Here is a 14,327-nt window from a genome sequence, read left to right as displayed (position 1 = left end):
CGGTGGACTACCTTCCATTCAGCAGCGAGGCGGCTCCTCCCCGCCGGGCCACGCTGGATCTGTTCACCGCACTGCTCCCCATCAGCACGAAAGATCGGAGCGCCTGATCATGGCCAACACCGCGGTGGCCGACCCCGAATCCGGACTGAGCCGGGCCGAACTGGCCCGGCGGTACGGGTTGCGGGTCGCCGGGGAACGACCACCACTGGGCGAGTACACCCGCCGGTTGTGGGCGTACCGGCACTTCATGACCGCGTACTCGCGGGCGAAGGTCGCGTCCTCGCTGAGCAACACCCAGCTCGGGCAGCTCTGGCAGGTGCTGACACCGCTCACCAACGCGGCGGTCTACTTCCTGATCTTCGGCGTGATCCTGTCGCAGAACCGGAACGTGTCGAACTTCATCGCGTACCTGTGCACCGGCGTGTTCATCTTCATGTTCACCCAGACCGCGGTGTCGAACGGCACCAGCGCGATCACCGGCAACCTGGGCCTGATCCGGGCGCTCCAGTTCCCCCGGGCCGCGCTGCCGATCACGGTCACGCTGGTGCAGCTCCAGCAGCTGCTCATGTCGATGGTGGTGCTGGGCGCGATCGTGCTGTTCACCGGCGAGCCGGTGACCTGGCGCTGGCTGCTGCTCGCCCCGACGCTGCTGCTCCAGACGGTCTTCAACATCGGCCTCACCATGATCATGGCCCGGATCGGCTCCAAGATCACCGACCTCAAGCAGATCATGCCGTTCGTGATGCGCACCTGGCTGTACGCCTCCGGCGTGCTCTACCCGGTGGCGCTGTTCCGCCAGCACCTGCCGCACTGGGCCGCGAGCCTCCTGGAGTGGAACCCGCCGCTGGTCTTCATCGAGCTGGCCCGCTTCTCGCTGCTCAACTCCCACCAGCCCGATCTGGTCAGCTCGCCGCCGAAGCTCTGGGCGCTGGGCCTGTTCTGGGCGGTCGTCATGGGCATCGGCGGGTTCGTCTACTTCTGGCGCGGAGAGAAGGAGTACGGCCGTGGCTGAGCAGACCCTGCCGCTGAACGCCGGTCCCGTGATCGACTCGGGTCGCGTGCCCACAGTCGTGGTGGACGACGTGCACGTGATCTATCGGATCCACAAGGGCGCGAGCGGCGGCACCACACCGGTCTCCGCGCTCAAGCGGATCGTCTCGCGCACCAAGGCGCCGAACATCCGCGAGGTGCACGCGGTCAAGGGCGTGAGCTTCACCGCGTACCAGGGTGAGGCGATCGGCCTGATCGGCAGCAACGGCTCCGGCAAGTCGACGCTGCTGCGGGCCATCGCCGGGCTGCTCCCGCCGGCCCGCGGCGCGGTCTACACCCAGGGCCAGCCGTCCCTGCTGGGCGTCAACGCCGCGCTGCTCAACGACCTGTCCGGCGAGCGCAACGTGGTGCTCGGCTGCCTCGCCATGGGCATGCAACCGGATCAGGTCAAGAAGATCGCCCCGGAGATCATCGAGTTCTCCGGCATCAACGAGCGCGGCGACTTCGCCTCGCTGCCGATGCGCACGTACTCCTCCGGCATGGGCGCCCGGCTGCGCTTCGCCATCTCGTCGGCGAAGAAGCACGACGTGCTGCTCATCGACGAGGCGCTGGCCACCGGTGACCGCAAGTTCCGGGTCCGCAGCGAACAGCGGGTCCGCGAGCTGCGCGACAGCGCCGGCACCGTGTTCCTGGTCAGCCACTCCATCGGCTCGATCCGGGACACCTGCGAGCGGACCATCTGGCTGGAGGGCGGCGTCCTGAGGATGGACGGCCCCACCAAGGAGGTCTGCGACGCGTACGAGGGCCAGAAGTAGCCCGCCGGAGCGCACCGGTCCCGGGATCGCCCGGATCGGTGCGCTCCGCCGTCCGCGTTAAGGTTTTCGGATCCATCCCCTTTCACCCAGAGTGAGGTACGGCAATGACGCAGGACCACACCACCGCACCGGACGCCGCGCCGGCGAGCCCGGCACCCTGGCGACCCGCGCGTACGGTGGCCGTGATCCTCGCCGGGGGGACCGGCACGCGCCTCGGGCTGGGCATCCCGAAGCAGCTCCTCAAGATCGCCGGTAAGCCGATCATCGAGCACACCCTGGCCGTCTTCGAGGCCGCGCCGGAGATCGACGAGATCATCGTGCTGATGGCCACCGGTCACGTCGACGACGCGCGGCGCATCGTCGCCGACGCCGGCTTCCGCAAGGTCACCAAGGTGATCGAGGGCGGCGAGACCCGCAACGACACCACCCGGATCGCGCTCGACGCGGTCGGCGAGGGCGACGTCAACATCCTCTTCCACGACGCGGTACGCCCGCTGGTCAGCGCCCGGATCGTGCGCGAGTGCGTGAACGCGCTCTGGACGTACTCGGCCGTCGACGTGGCCATCCCGTCCGCCGACACGATCATCCAGGTCGACGCGGACGACTGCATCACCGACATCCCGGTCCGCTCCCGGCTGCGCCGCGGCCAGACCCCGCAGGCGTTCCGCTCCGGCACCATCCGCGAGGCGTACCGCCGCGCCGAGGGCGACCCCGACTTCGCCGCCACCGACGACTGCGGCGTGGTGCTGCGCTACCTGCCCGGCACGCCGATCAAGGTGATCGACGGCTCGGACGAGAACATCAAGGTCACCCACCCGGTCGACGTGCACCTGGCCGACAAGCTGTTCCAGCTCGCCGCCGCCCAGGCGCCCCGGCTGACCCACCGCGGCTACGCCGAGGAGCTGACCGGCCGGACCATCGTGGTCTTCGGCGGCAGCTACGGCATCGGCCACGACCTCGCCGAGCTGGCCCGCGGCTACGGCGCGCAGGTCTTCCCGTTCAGCCGCTCCACCACCGGCACCCACGTCGAGCGCGCCGAGGACGTCACCGCCGCGCTGAAGACCGCGTTCGAGGCCACCGGCCGGATCGACCACGTGGTGGTCACCGCCGGCATCCTGGAGAAGGGCGCGCTCGCCGAGATGGACTCCGAGACGATGGACCGTCTCCTGCACGTCAACTTCGTCGGCCCGGTCACCATCGCGCGCCAGTCGCTGCCGTACCTGCAGCAGACCAAGGGCCAGCTGCTGCTCTACACGTCCAGCTCGTACACCCGGGGCCGGGCCCGCTACGCGCTCTACTCGGCCACCAAGGCAGCGCTGGTCAACCTCACCCAGGCGCTCGCCGACGAGTGGGCCGAGTTCGGCGTACGGGTCAACTGCGTCAACCCGGAGCGCACCGCCACCCCGATGCGGACGCGGGCGTTCGGCGAGGAGCCGGAGCACACGCTGCTCTCCTCCGAGGCGGTCGCGCAGGCGTCCCTGGACGTGCTGATCTCCGAACTGACCGGCCAGGTGGTCGACGTGCGCCGGTCCCCCGGCGAGCAGGTCGCCGCCGTACCGGCGCAGCCCGGCGCCGACCGGTCCGAGCTGTCCACCGGCGCCTGAGACCGACGGGACGTGCCAGATGCGTGGTGACCTGGTCCGCAAGTTGCTCGCCCGAGTACTGACCACCGGGCTGGCGGTGCTGGCCTTCCTGGTCGTGGCGCTCACCGGCGCCACCGGCTGGGGCCTGGCCCTGGCCGTCGCGGCGCTCGCCGCCACCGCCTGGGAACGCCGGGTCCGGCCGTCCGCCGACGGTCTCGCCGAGACGGTGCTCGTCGCCGCCGGCATCCTCGTCGGCTACGCCCGGCGCCTCGACGACGGCTTCGACCCGGCCCTCGCGGCCACCGCGCTGGTCCTGCTCGGCCTGGTGCTGCTGGTCGGCCCGCTGCGGCAGGCCGGCGCGCTGGAGATCCGGGCGGCGAACCTTCCGGTACGCACGTGGACGCCGCTGGTCGCCGCCCGGCTCGGTGACGCGCTGCTGGTGCTGCTCGCCGTGGTGGCGCTCGCCGCCGCGCTGGCGCTGCCCGCCTTCACGGCGCTCGCCGCCGCGCTGCTCGTCGGCGCCGGCTGCGGGGCGGTCGCGCTCGACCTCGCCCGGCGCCGGTTCCGGCCGCCCGCCGGCGGGGGCCCGGTCGGCCGCGCGCTGCGCCGCCACCAGCCCGAGTTCGTGCTGCACTTCTCCGCGCCGCCCGGCTCCGAGTACCAGGTCACCATGTGGCTGCCGTACCTGGAACGGATCGGCCGCCCGTTCATGGTGGTGCTGCGCGAGCCGGAGCTCCTGCCGGCCGTCGCCGCCGCCACCCGCGCCCCGGTGGTCCTCTGCCCCACCCTGAAGGCGCTCGACGAGGCGCTGGTGCCCAGCCTGCGCGTCGCCTTCTACGTCAACCACGGCGCGAAGAACGCCCACCTGATCCGGTTCAACCAGCTCACCCACGTGCAGCTGCACCACGGCGACAGCGACAAGGCCCCGAGCGCCAACCCGGTCTCGGCCATCTTCGACAAGATCTTCGTGGCCGGGCAGGCCGCGATCGACAGGTACGCCCGCGCCGGCGTGGAGATCCCCGCCGACAAGTTCGTCGTGGTCGGCCGGCCCCAGGTCGAGGCCATCGAGGTACGCCGGGAGCCGGTCGCCGCGTCGGCGCACCCGACGGTCCTCTACACCCCAACGTGGACCGGGCACCACGCCGACGCCAACTACTGCTCGCTGCCGGTGGCCGAGACGCTGATCCGCCGGCTGATCGACCGCGGGGCGGCGGTGATCCTGCGCGCCCACCCGTACACCGACAAGAACCCGGCCTCGGCCCGCCAGCTCGCCCGGCTCACCGAGCTGCTCGCCGCCGACCGGGCCAAGACCGGCCGCCCGCACCTGTTCGGCGCCGCCGCGGCCCGCGAGCTGACGCTCACCGAGTGCGTCAACCGCGCCGACGCGCTGGTCTCCGACGTCTCCGGCGTCATCTCCGACTGGCTCTACTCCGGCAAGCCGTACGCGGTCACCGACACCGGCGCCGACGGCGAGCACTTCGTCGAGCGGTTCCCGCTCGCGGCGTCCGGCTACGTGCTGCGGCGCGACATGTCCAACGTGGACCAGGTGATCACCGACCTGCTCGACGCCGACCCGAAGGCCGCGCAGCGCTGGGCGGCGCGCACCCGCTACCTGGGCGACTTCCCCGCCGACGCCTACGCCGAGGCGTTCCTCGCCGCCGCCCGCCGAGAGCTGGAGGCCGACTGGGCGGTCCCGGCGCAGCGCGCCGTCGTGTAGGCCCCGCTCTACAGGTACGCGTCGAGCAGGGCGAGCACGGCGGCCGGGTCCTCGACGTGCGCGTTGTGGCCCAGGCCGGGCAGGGTGGCCACCGGCACGCCCAGCTCCTTGAGCTGCGCGTCGCTCACCATCGGGTCCTGCTCGCCGCGGGCCAGCAGCACCGGCACGCCGGTCGCGGCCAGCTGGGCGGGCAGCCGAGGCTCGCCGACCGCGAACGCGGCCGGGTCCATCGCCAGCCGCCAGCGGCCGTCGACCCGCCGCAGCCCCGCCTCCACCACCGGGTGGTCCGGGGCGAACAGCCCGGCCAGCCCCGAGACGCGCAGGTAGCGGCGGGCCGCCTCGTCCCGGGTGGCGAACCAGGTGACCGGCCGGGCGGCCAGCTCGCTCGCCTTCGCCAGCTCGGCCGGGGACCAGACCGCCTTGATGCCGAGCCCCACCACCGCGTCCACCGGAAGAGCCCGCTGCCGGGCCGCGAGCGCCAGCGCCACCACCCCGCCGAGCGAGTGCCCGAGCAGCACCAGCCGGTCGTGCGGGCCCAGCCGGAGCGGACCGAGCCCGTCCGCGACGCGCTGGGCCAGGGCGTCGAACGAGTAGCCGTCGAGCGGCGGCGACCAGCCGTGGCCGGCCAGGTCGGGGGCGAGCCAGCGCCCGGGCCAGCGGCGCTCCAGCAGTGGCGCCCAGGGCAGCCACACCTCGCCGGTGGCGCCCATGCCGTGCAGGAGAATCAGGTGCCGGTTCCCCGTCGCATCGCCCATTGGCGCAGTCTGCCACCGCCCGCCCCGGACACGCGAGACCGAACCCGCCCCGCCCAAACCGCCCGCCCTCGCCCTCGCCGCCGATCTTGGAGTTGTGGTGCCTCCCATAGCGGGGCGAGCCGGGCATACCAGGCGCCACAAGTCCAAGATCGGCGCGCCGAGAGGGCGGCGGGCGAGGGGCGGGCGGGGACGGGGAAGGCCGGCGCCCCGGGACGGGGTGCCGGCCTTCGCAGGGTGCGGGGCGGTCAGGCGGAGTAGCCGCGGCTGGCGATCCAGTGCGCCAGGTCGATCGTGGTGAGCCAGTACGACGGCAGCGACGGGTCGGCCGAGTCGGCGATCCGGACGGTCCGGCCGTCGTCCTTGTAGCCGATCACCGCGACGTAGTGGCCGCCGGGGAACGAGTGCCAGCCGCCGTTGGTGTCGGTGGCGGTGCCGGCGACGTTCGCGACGACCCCCCGGCCGTTGCTGATCGCCTCGACCACGTCGGCCTGGAGCCGGTCCATCTGGGCCGGGCTGGCCGAGCCGGGAATCATCCGGGTCCGGTACGGGTTGCCCTTGACCTGCTGGTTGAGCACGCGCGTGGTGTCCTCGGCCGAGTTGGTGCCCATCTCGGTGGTGCCGAGCGGGCCGGCGAGGGCGTCCTGGCTGCGCTCGATGCCGGTGGCGCTGAGCGCGTTGCGCACGGCGGCCGGGCCGCAGTAGTAGTAGTTGATCTGCGCCTGGTAGTCGTAGTCCAGCGTCTTGCTCGACGGCGGCTTCGGCGCGGCCTTGGTGACGTCCGGGTCCGCCGCGGCCTTCTTCGCCGACGGGGAGGCGCTGGGCGACTTGCTGGGCTCGGCGCTCGGCGACGCCGGCGGGACGCCGATACGCGCCTCGCTGCGGCTGGCGGGCTCGCCGAGCCGTGCGCCGAGTTCGGCGACCGAGGCGGTGTTCTCCTGCTGGACCGGGGCGTCCTCACCGGCGGCGAGGGCGGTGCCGGCGCCGGCGGCCAGCACGAGCGCCGCGGCCGATCCGGCGATGATCTGGTACGGGCGTTCGGTGGCGATCCGCCGCAGCTGACGCTTCAGGTGGTGCTTCACGAAATCCTCCACGGGGGGCGTGATCGGCACACGCCGGCCCGGCACGTGGCGGGGTTCACACGTGCTGGCAGGCCGGATGGGCCGGGGGAACGGGTACGCCCGCGATGCCGGGCGCCCAGGGGCGGTTTGCCGGTCGCGTCAGGCGAGCGCGGGTACCGCGGAGCCGTGGAGGCGGGGGGACGATCGAGGGGTGGGCACGAGGATGGGACTCCTTCCGTGGCCGCCGACCGGGTTAGCTGACGGATTCGGGCGGGAAGTACGCCCTACCGCGGCAGTGGCCGCGGATTCACCCCGATGGTGCTCATGGTTCCCCGGTTCGTGATGACACGATTAGGCGGGTCGGCGCGGCGTCGCCTTCTGCGATCGGGTACCGCACCGGACGCGCCGACACTACCGGCGGGTACTGCCCCTGCCAAGCGCTCCCACCTGCGTAAACATGATCCCCGGTAACGGATTTCGGAACAGCCGGTTACTCACTTCACTCAATGGGACAAGCGGTGGTGACGGCGCCCGGGAGGCGAAAAGGGGACAGACGGCGGGCGCGTGACCGGCAATGGCGCGGCTCATTGGCCTGTTCTGCGCTCCACGCCCGTTTCGGCGCCGGGGGTGAGCCGGCTCACCACATTCCGGGTAACAATTCGGTCGCCTCAGCCGACCCGGGCCGGACGCCAGCGGGCGTTGCGGACGGACGCGCCGACCGGCAGGGGGATCGTCGCCACGCCGCGGGACACCGGGGCGGGCCGCACCGCCAGGGTGGCCGCGTACGCCTCGGCGGCGAGCGTACGGGCGGCCTCGGCGGCCAGTTCGGCGTCCCGCCACGCCTGCCGCTCCCGCTCGGCGGCGCTCTCCCAGCCGGTCCGGCGCCGGTCCCGTACGGCCCGGGCCAGCACGATCTCCTGCTCGGCCGGGTGCCGGCGCGGGTCCCACCCGTTGCGGCGCGCCAGCACGTCGGCGAGTTGCCGGGCGGACAGGTCGCCGCGCCAGTGCGCCGTCATGGCGGCGTGGTGCAGCCAGCGCTCCCGGGCCGCGTACTCCGCCGGGGTGCGCGGGGTGCGCGGGGCGGCCAGCGCGGCGGCCCCGGCCAGGCGGCGGGCGGCGCTGTCCGCCTCGTCGTACGCGGTCCAGGCGCGTTCCGCCTCGTCCTGCGCGGCCAGCCACCGTTCCCGGCGGCGACGGGCCGTCTGGGCGGCCCCGGCGGCGGCCACCGCCACCTCCTCGGCGTACCGGACGAGGTCGTCGCGGCGCGCGGCGTCCTGGTCCACCGGATCGGCGGCTACCTCGGCGACGCCGTCGCGCTCGGGCCGGGCCACCAGCGCGGCGAGCAGGCCGAACGCGAGCAGCATCAGGAAGGACCAGATGGCGGCGGCCTCGGGGACCGCGGTGAGGAAGTGGTAGAGAGCGGTCTGCGACATGGTCGGCACCTCACGGGAAGAACCTGGCGGGAGACTCCGCACGGCCGGTCGGGGCGCGGCGCGGGGGCGCCGGGCCGGCGAAGGGCGGGTGCGGGATGACGTTCGGTGGGTGCGGTGACGGGCGCGGCCCGTGGGCGGATCAGCGGGCGGGCGGGGCCCGCAGGCCGACCGGCGCGGTGATCCGGCCGGCCGGGACCGGCTGCGGGTCGTTCGGGAGCGTGTCGGTGGCCCGTGCGGCGGGCGCGGGTGCGCCGTCGGGACGGGCCTGCCGCTCGGCGGCGCGGTCGGATTCCGGTCGCGGGGCGGTCGGCGTGCTCACGTACGCCGGGCCGGCTGGCGCGGCCGGGGCGGCGGCGGCCGGCAGCGTGGCCGCGCCGAACGAACAGGCGACGACCACGGCGAGACTGGCGAGCATCCGGGCGGTCCAGCGCGCCACCCACCACACGGGGCAGGTGAGCGCGATCGGAAGCACGGGTACAAATTACCGCCGAAGCCCCAGTGACGCACCGCCGCACGGCGTGTCGCGGACCGACCGGCCGTCGTGTGCGCGTGTCAGTCCGGGCGACGCCGCCCGGCGTACTCGATGTCCTCGGCCGGACCGGAGACGGACCGCGCGCCGCCGTCGGCGGCCGCGCCCTCGGCGGGCCCGCGTGGAGCCGGCACGGCCGGTGCGCGCGACGCCGCGCGGGCCCGGCGGGTCGGGCCGAGCAGGCGCATCATCGGCACCTCCACCCAGCGGTGCAGCGCGGCGGCCAGCGCGAGCGTGAGCACCAGGAAGCCGAGCACCGCCAGCGGCCCCCGCCAGCCGGGCAGGCCGGTCCCCCAGTCCCCGGTCAGCCGCAGCACGGTGACCATGACCAGCACGTGCACCAGGTAGAAGGCGAACGAGACCTCACCGAGCCAGATCATCGGCCGGGACCGCCAGGGGGTGGGCCGGCCGTGCACGTCGGCGTCCGCCGCCGCGGCGATGACCAGCAGGTACGCCACGGCGAGCAGCGCCGCCCAGAACTCGGCCGGGATCCACAGCGCGGCGACCACCCAGGTGGTGACGAACAGGCCGGTGGCGACCGCGAGGTTCGGTCCGCGCCAGCGGTGGCGGCGCATCAGCTCGGCGGCGGCCACCCCCATCCAGAACTCCAGCGACCGGGTCACCGGGAAGATCTGGGTGAACCACCACCGCTGCTCCTCCGGCACGAGCTGCTGGCCCGGCCACAGCGCCAGGATGAGCAGCGGCGCCGCGACCAGCACGGTCCGGAGCACCCCGGTACGGGCCCGGCGCAGCCACGGCACCACCAGCGGCAGGCACAGGTAGAACGCCAGCTCGCAGGAGAGCGACCAGCTCACGTTGTTGACGCTGTAGAAGTAGCCGTTCAGCGGGATCCACGCCTGGACCAGGAAGAAGTTGCCGATCGCCGCCCACGGCAGGACCGGGTCGGCGAACCAGGCCGCGACCGCCAGCGCCGCCACGAACGTCACCACGTGGTTCGGGTAGATCTTGGCGAGCCGGCGGCGCAGGAACGTCCACGCCCGCTCCCCGTCCCGGTACGACCAGACCAGGACGAACCCGCTGAGGATGAAGAAGAACTCGACGCCGGACAGGCCGAGGCTGAACGCCTTGTCCACCACCGCCTTCAGGTGCGGCTCGGCGACGATCCCCATGGTCCCGGCGTGGAAACCGAAGACCAGCAGCGCGGCGATCCACCGCAATCCGGTCAGCGACGGCAGGCGCGGGGCACGGGTGACAGTCGGCGCGCTGGTCATTCCGGGCACCCTACCCCGGAGTACCGGGACGTTCCCGGCGAGCCGACGGCCGCCGGGTCACCCAGGGACGGCGGATAGGATTTCCGTTCCTGCACGCGCGGGCGACGCCCGCCGGCACGCCGTGCCGTACGGAAGGTGAGCGAACCGGATGCACCAGCGGATCCTGCTCCGCGCCCGCAAGGGCCCGTTCGACGTCCTCACGCCGGAGGAGACGTTCGCCGGCAACTGGATCGGGGACAACAGCGGAAACCTGGTCTTCAGCCACGCCGCGCACAAGCTGCTGGCCACCTCCGCGGCGGAGATCACCGCGACCCGCACCCCGGCCGACCCGCGCCTCGCCGACGAGATCAACGAGCGGTACGACGTGTTCGTCGTACCGCTGGCGAACGCCTTCCGTCGCAGCTTCGTGCACCGCCTCGCCCCGCTGACCCGGCTGATCGAACGGCTGAAGATCCCGGTGGTGGTGCTCGGTGTCGGCGTGCAGACGAACGTCGACGGCGACCGCGAGTACCTGCGCCCGATCGACGAGCCGGTGCGCGCGTTCTGCAAGGCCGTGCTGGACCGGTCGCACAGCATCGGCGTACGCGGCGAGGTGACCGCGAGCTACCTGAACACGCTCGGCTTCTCCGATGTGGAGCAGATCGGCTGCCCGTCGATGTTCCTGCACGGCGACACGTTCCAGCTGGCGAAGAAGCAGCCGGAGCTGACCGCCGAGTCGAAGGTCGCGCTCACCATCTCGCCGTACGTCCGCTCGATGGCCTCGGTGGTCCGCCACCACCACGAGCGCTACCCGAACCTGTGCTACGTGCCCCAGGACCTGCGGACGCTCGGCACCCTGCTCTACGGCGACGCGCCCGAGCACCGCGGCCAGAGCAGCGACATCCCGCTGCACACCTCGCACCCACTGTTCGTCGAGGACAAGGTGCGCATGTTCGTCGACCCGTGGACCTGGATGGACCACCTCTCCGGGTACGACTTCGCGTTCGGCACCCGCATCCACGGCACCATCACCGCGCTCGTCGCCGGCACGCCCGGCTACCTGTTCGCGCACGATTCGCGCACGCTGGAACTGGCCCGCTACTTCGACATCCCGCACCGGATCATGCGCGACGTGCCGGCCGACGTGGACGCCGCCGACCTCTACGCCGAGGCCGACTACACCGCGCTCACCGAGGGCCACAAGGCCCGCTTCGAGACCATCACCGCGTTCCTGCGCAAGCACGACCTCGGCATCTCGTTCGACGACGACGACAGCGCCGCCCGCTTCGACCAGCGGGTCCGCGAGACGGTGTTCCCGCCGGCCGTCCGGCCCGCTGCCGCCACCCCGCCGGCCGAGCTGCTGACCCGCATCGAGCGGCTGCGCGACGAGAACGCCAAGCTCACCGGGACCATCGACGCGCTGCGCTCGCAGCAGCTCCGGGAGCGGATCAAGCAGGCCGTCCCGGGCAAGGTCCGCCGGATGCTGCGGCGCTGATCGTCGTACGCCTGTTCTAAGCAGGGTACGATCGGCGGCGTGCCCGACGTCGCGTACCAGCCTTCGATGCTCGACCTGGCCGAGCAGGGCCCGACCCTGGGCCCGCTCGCCGGGGCGGTGCGCCGCCACGAGCTGAGCCGGGGCGCCTGGGTCGACCACCTGCCCGGCTGGGTCCGGGGCTCCGACGCGGTGCTCGACACGCTGCGCCACGACGTGCCCTGGCGGGCCGAACGCCGCACCATGTACGACACCGCTGTCGACGTGCCCCGGCTGCTCTGCTGGTACGCCGCCGGCCGGCCGCTGCCGCACCCGGTGCTCACCGCGGCCCGCGACGCGCTCACCCGGCACTACGCGCCCGAGCTGGGCGAGCCGTTCGTCACCGCCGGCATGTGCCTCTACCGCGACGGGCGCGACAGCGTGGCCTGGCACGGCGACACGCTGGGCCGCTCCGCGCACACCGACACCATGGTGGCGATCGTCTCGTTCGGCTCCCCGCGCGCGCTGCTGCTCCGCCCTCGCGGCGGAGGCGGCGGCAGCCTGCGGTTCCCGCTCGGCCACGGCGACCTCGTGGTGATGGGCGGCTCCTGCCAGCGCACCTGGGAACACGCGGTACCGAAGACCACCCGCCCGGTCGGCCCCCGCGTCAGCGTCCAGTTCCGTCCCACCGGCGTCGCCTGAGCCCGGGCCGGGCCCACATCGCCGCTGGGCACGTGCTAGAAACAACTCCCAGGGTCGATCACGCCCCCGTCACCCGATGACGCGAAGGGCGACCGATGACCCAGTCCCCCACCTCCCGCTGGTCCCCGTGGACGCTGCACGGCGACGGCCGCCAGGTACGCCCCGGCGACGTGGTCGCGCCCGACGAACGGCTCTCCTGGCCGCGCACCGTCGGCGTGGGCGTGCAGCACGTGGTCGCCATGTTCGGCGCCACCTTCACCGTCCCGCTGATCACCGGCTTCCCGCCCGCCACCACGCTGCTCTTCTCCGGGCTCGGCACACTGCTGTTCCTGCTGATCACCGGCAACCGGCTGCCCTCGTACCTCGGCTCGTCGTTCGCGTTCATCGCGCCGGTGCTCGCCGCGAAGACCGACGGCGGCATCGGCGCGGCCCTCGGCGGCATCGTCGTCGCGGGCGTCGCGCTCGCGCTCGTCGGCGTGGTGGTGCAGGTGGCCGGCTCCCGCTGGATCGACGCGCTGATGCCGCCCGTGGTCACCGGCGCGATCGTCATGCTGATCGGCCTCAACCTCGCGCCGGTGGCCTGGGACGGCGGCGGCGCCGGCACCGGCGTGAAGGCGCAGCCGCTGATCGCCGTGGTCACGCTCGTCGCGATCCTGCTCACCACTGTGCTGTTCCGGGGCTTCGTGGCGCGGCTGTCGATCCTCGTCGGCGTGGTGGTCGGCTGGGTGCTCGCCGCGCTGACCGGCAACCTCGACCAGCAGGCCGTACGCGGGCTGCGGCAGGCCGCCTGGGTCGGCTTCCCCGAGTTCCACACGCCGAGCTTCGACGCGCGCGCCGTCGTGCTGGTCATCCCGGTGATCCTGGTGCTGATCGCGGAGAACGCCGGGCACGTCAAGGCGGTCGCCGCGATGACCGGCCGCAACCTCGACCGCGACATGGGCCGGGCGCTGCTCGGTGACGGCGTCGCCACGGTGCTGGCCGGCTCCGGGGGCGGTTCCGGCACCACCACGTACGCGGAGAACATCGGCGTGATGGCGGCGACCCGCGTCTACTCCACCGCCGCGTACTGGATCGCCGGCGGCACGGCGATCCTGCTCGGCCTGTGCCCGAAGTTCGGCGCGCTGATCCTCACCGTCCCGGCCGGCGTGCTCGGCGGCGCCACCACCGCGCTGTACGGCCTGATCGCCATCCTGGGCGCCCGGATCTGGATCGAGAGCCGGGTCGACTTCCACGACCCGATCAACCTGTTCACCGCGGCGGTGGCGGTGATCATCGGCGCCGCCAACTACACGCTGACCGCCGGTGACCTGTCGTTCAACGGCATCGCGCTGGGCACGGCGGCCGCCCTGATCATCTACCACGGCATGCGCCTGATCGCGCGGCTGCGCGGCACCACGCCCGAGTCCCGCCAGTCCCCCGACCCCGAACTCTGACCCCGCCCACCCCTCCTCCCCTTCCGCCCGGCCCGGCTTCGTTGATCATGAAGTTAGCGGCGCAAATTGTCCGACTCACACCCGCCAACTTCATGATCAACGGACCATTTTGCGCGCGATTGAGGCCGGCCCACGCGAGCGGGACACCCAGAGGGCCCGAAGTGCAAGATCGCGCGGGTGCCCCAGCGGCCCGACGCCCTCGCAGCCAGGGCCAGCCAGCCCTCAACCACGTCGATCATGAGGTTAGCGGCGCCCGGTGTCCGTTTTGTCGCCGCTAACCTCATGATCGACCGTGCAGGGCCGAGGTCTTCCGCCAAAACACCCGGAATGTGCCCCATTACCCTAGGGCAGCCCTGCCCCCGGAGCGCCCGGGCGCGTTGATCAAGGAGTTTAGGGACTGCAGAGAGCGCGAAAAGGCCGCAAACTCCTTGATCAACGCGCGATGGGGGTGCAGCCGGGCACACGAGCGCACGGATCCCGTCAGCAGCTCCGGGTGCCCGGTCCGCTGACGCGCTCACCTCGGTGATCAAGGAGTTTAGGGACTGCAGAGGACGCGAAGAGTCCGCAAACTCCTTGATCAACGCGTCGGGGCGGGAGGGGGCGGTCTCCCGCCGCCCTCCCCCAGCCGGC

The 14,327-nt window shown here is 72.9% G+C and carries 12 protein-coding genes and 1 riboswitch; of the genes, 7 read left to right on the top strand and 5 right to left on the bottom strand.

Annotation, left to right across the window (positions count from 1 at the left end):
• Window positions 1–109: 109 nt before the first annotated feature.
• From J3R08_RS11125 to J3R08_RS11110, 4 genes are all read left to right on the top strand, one after another.
• Entirely contained in the window at window positions 110–1,012 is a 903-nt protein-coding gene (locus J3R08_RS11125; RefSeq protein ID WP_043325116.1) for an ABC transporter permease, read from the top strand.
• On the top strand, window positions 1,005–1,805 hold the full coding sequence (locus J3R08_RS11120) for an ABC transporter ATP-binding protein (RefSeq protein ID WP_030499725.1): 801 nt from the start codon (window positions 1,005–1,007) through the stop codon (window positions 1,803–1,805). Before J3R08_RS11125 ends, J3R08_RS11120 begins: the two co-directional genes overlap by 8 nt.
• Before the next feature lie 104 nt (window positions 1,806–1,909).
• Window positions 1,910–3,409, top strand: a complete 1,500-nt coding sequence (locus tag J3R08_RS11115; RefSeq protein WP_043325117.1) for a bifunctional cytidylyltransferase/SDR family oxidoreductase — start codon at window positions 1,910–1,912, stop codon at window positions 3,407–3,409.
• Window positions 3,410–3,428: 19 nt separating this feature from the next.
• Entirely contained in the window at window positions 3,429–5,105 is a 1,677-nt protein-coding gene (locus J3R08_RS11110) for a CDP-glycerol glycerophosphotransferase family protein (protein WP_064447474.1), read from the top strand.
• Window positions 5,106–5,113: 8 nt separating this feature from the next.
• On the opposite strand, the gene J3R08_RS11105 is transcribed toward J3R08_RS11110, so the two are convergent.
• The 5 genes from J3R08_RS11105 to J3R08_RS11085 all read right to left on the bottom strand — a co-directional run bounded on the left by J3R08_RS11105 (window position 5,114) and on the right by J3R08_RS11085 (window position 10,112).
• Entirely contained in the window at window positions 5,114–5,860 is a 747-nt protein-coding gene (locus tag J3R08_RS11105) for an alpha/beta fold hydrolase (RefSeq protein ID WP_069089958.1), read from the bottom strand.
• A 245-nt stretch (window positions 5,861–6,105) separates the two neighbouring features.
• Entirely contained in the window at window positions 6,106–6,939 is an 834-nt protein-coding gene (locus J3R08_RS11100; protein ID WP_064447544.1) for a C39 family peptidase, read from the bottom strand.
• A gap of 206 nt (window positions 6,940–7,145) precedes the next feature.
• Window positions 7,146–7,286, bottom strand: a riboswitch (cyclic di-AMP (ydaO/yuaA leader).
• Between the two features lie 300 nt (window positions 7,287–7,586).
• Window positions 7,587–8,351 (bottom strand): hypothetical protein, encoded by a 765-nt coding sequence (locus J3R08_RS11095; RefSeq protein ID WP_064447543.1) that lies wholly within the window; start codon window positions 8,349–8,351, stop codon window positions 7,587–7,589.
• A gap of 139 nt (window positions 8,352–8,490) precedes the next feature.
• Window positions 8,491–8,823 carry a hypothetical protein gene (locus J3R08_RS11090; protein WP_064447472.1) on the bottom strand — a complete coding sequence of 111 codons (333 nt, stop codon included), beginning with the start codon at window positions 8,821–8,823 and terminating at the stop codon, window positions 8,491–8,493.
• Window positions 8,824–8,903: 80 nt separating this feature from the next.
• Window positions 8,904–10,112 (bottom strand): acyltransferase, encoded by a 1,209-nt coding sequence (locus tag J3R08_RS11085; RefSeq protein WP_209961040.1) that lies wholly within the window; start codon window positions 10,110–10,112, stop codon window positions 8,904–8,906.
• A 148-nt stretch (window positions 10,113–10,260) separates the two neighbouring features.
• On the opposite strand from J3R08_RS11085, the gene J3R08_RS11080 reads away from it, so the two are divergent.
• The 3 genes from J3R08_RS11080 to J3R08_RS11070 all read left to right on the top strand — a co-directional run bounded on the left by J3R08_RS11080 (window position 10,261) and on the right by J3R08_RS11070 (window position 13,697).
• On the top strand, window positions 10,261–11,586 hold the full coding sequence (locus J3R08_RS11080; protein ID WP_043325122.1) for a polysaccharide pyruvyl transferase family protein: 1,326 nt from the start codon (window positions 10,261–10,263) through the stop codon (window positions 11,584–11,586).
• A gap of 66 nt (window positions 11,587–11,652) precedes the next feature.
• Window positions 11,653–12,264, top strand: coding sequence for an alpha-ketoglutarate-dependent dioxygenase AlkB (locus J3R08_RS11075; RefSeq protein ID WP_064447542.1), 612 nt, complete (start codon window positions 11,653–11,655; stop codon window positions 12,262–12,264).
• Window positions 12,265–12,359: 95 nt separating this feature from the next.
• Window positions 12,360–13,697: a uracil-xanthine permease family protein gene (locus J3R08_RS11070; RefSeq protein ID WP_043325123.1), complete on the top strand. Its 1,338-nt coding sequence runs from the start codon at window positions 12,360–12,362 to the stop codon at window positions 13,695–13,697.
• The last annotated feature ends 630 nt before the right edge of the window (window positions 13,698–14,327 follow it).

Origin of the sequence: Micromonospora sp. HB375, assembly GCF_017872985.1 — a bacterium.
In the GTDB taxonomy this organism is placed as follows: Bacteria; Actinomycetota; Actinomycetes; order Mycobacteriales; family Micromonosporaceae; genus Micromonospora; species Micromonospora chalcea.
This window is presented reverse-complemented; position numbering and strand designations above follow the sequence as displayed.

What these genes read in the sequence shown, in the direction of transcription:
- J3R08_RS11110 (WP_064447474.1), top strand. Translation starts at nt 3,429, where the DNA reads ATGCGTGGTGACCTGGTCCGCAAGTTGCTCGCCCGAGTACTGACCACC.
- J3R08_RS11115 (WP_043325117.1), top strand. Translation starts at nt 1,910, where the DNA reads ATGACGCAGGACCACACCACCGCACCGGACGCCGCGCCGGCGAGCCCG.
- J3R08_RS11085 (WP_209961040.1), bottom strand. Translation starts at nt 10,112, where the DNA reads ATGACCAGCGCGCCGACTGTCACCCGTGCCCCGCGCCTGCCGTCGCTG.
- J3R08_RS11105 (WP_069089958.1), bottom strand. Translation starts at nt 5,860, where the DNA reads ATGGGCGATGCGACGGGGAACCGGCACCTGATTCTCCTGCACGGCATG.
- J3R08_RS11095 (WP_064447543.1), bottom strand. Translation starts at nt 8,351, where the DNA reads ATGTCGCAGACCGCTCTCTACCACTTCCTCACCGCGGTCCCCGAGGCC.
- J3R08_RS11075 (WP_064447542.1), top strand. Translation starts at nt 11,653, where the DNA reads ATGCTCGACCTGGCCGAGCAGGGCCCGACCCTGGGCCCGCTCGCCGGG.
- J3R08_RS11080 (WP_043325122.1), top strand. Translation starts at nt 10,261, where the DNA reads ATGCACCAGCGGATCCTGCTCCGCGCCCGCAAGGGCCCGTTCGACGTC.
- J3R08_RS11070 (WP_043325123.1), top strand. Translation starts at nt 12,360, where the DNA reads ATGACCCAGTCCCCCACCTCCCGCTGGTCCCCGTGGACGCTGCACGGC.
- J3R08_RS11125 (WP_043325116.1), top strand. Translation starts at nt 110, where the DNA reads ATGGCCAACACCGCGGTGGCCGACCCCGAATCCGGACTGAGCCGGGCC.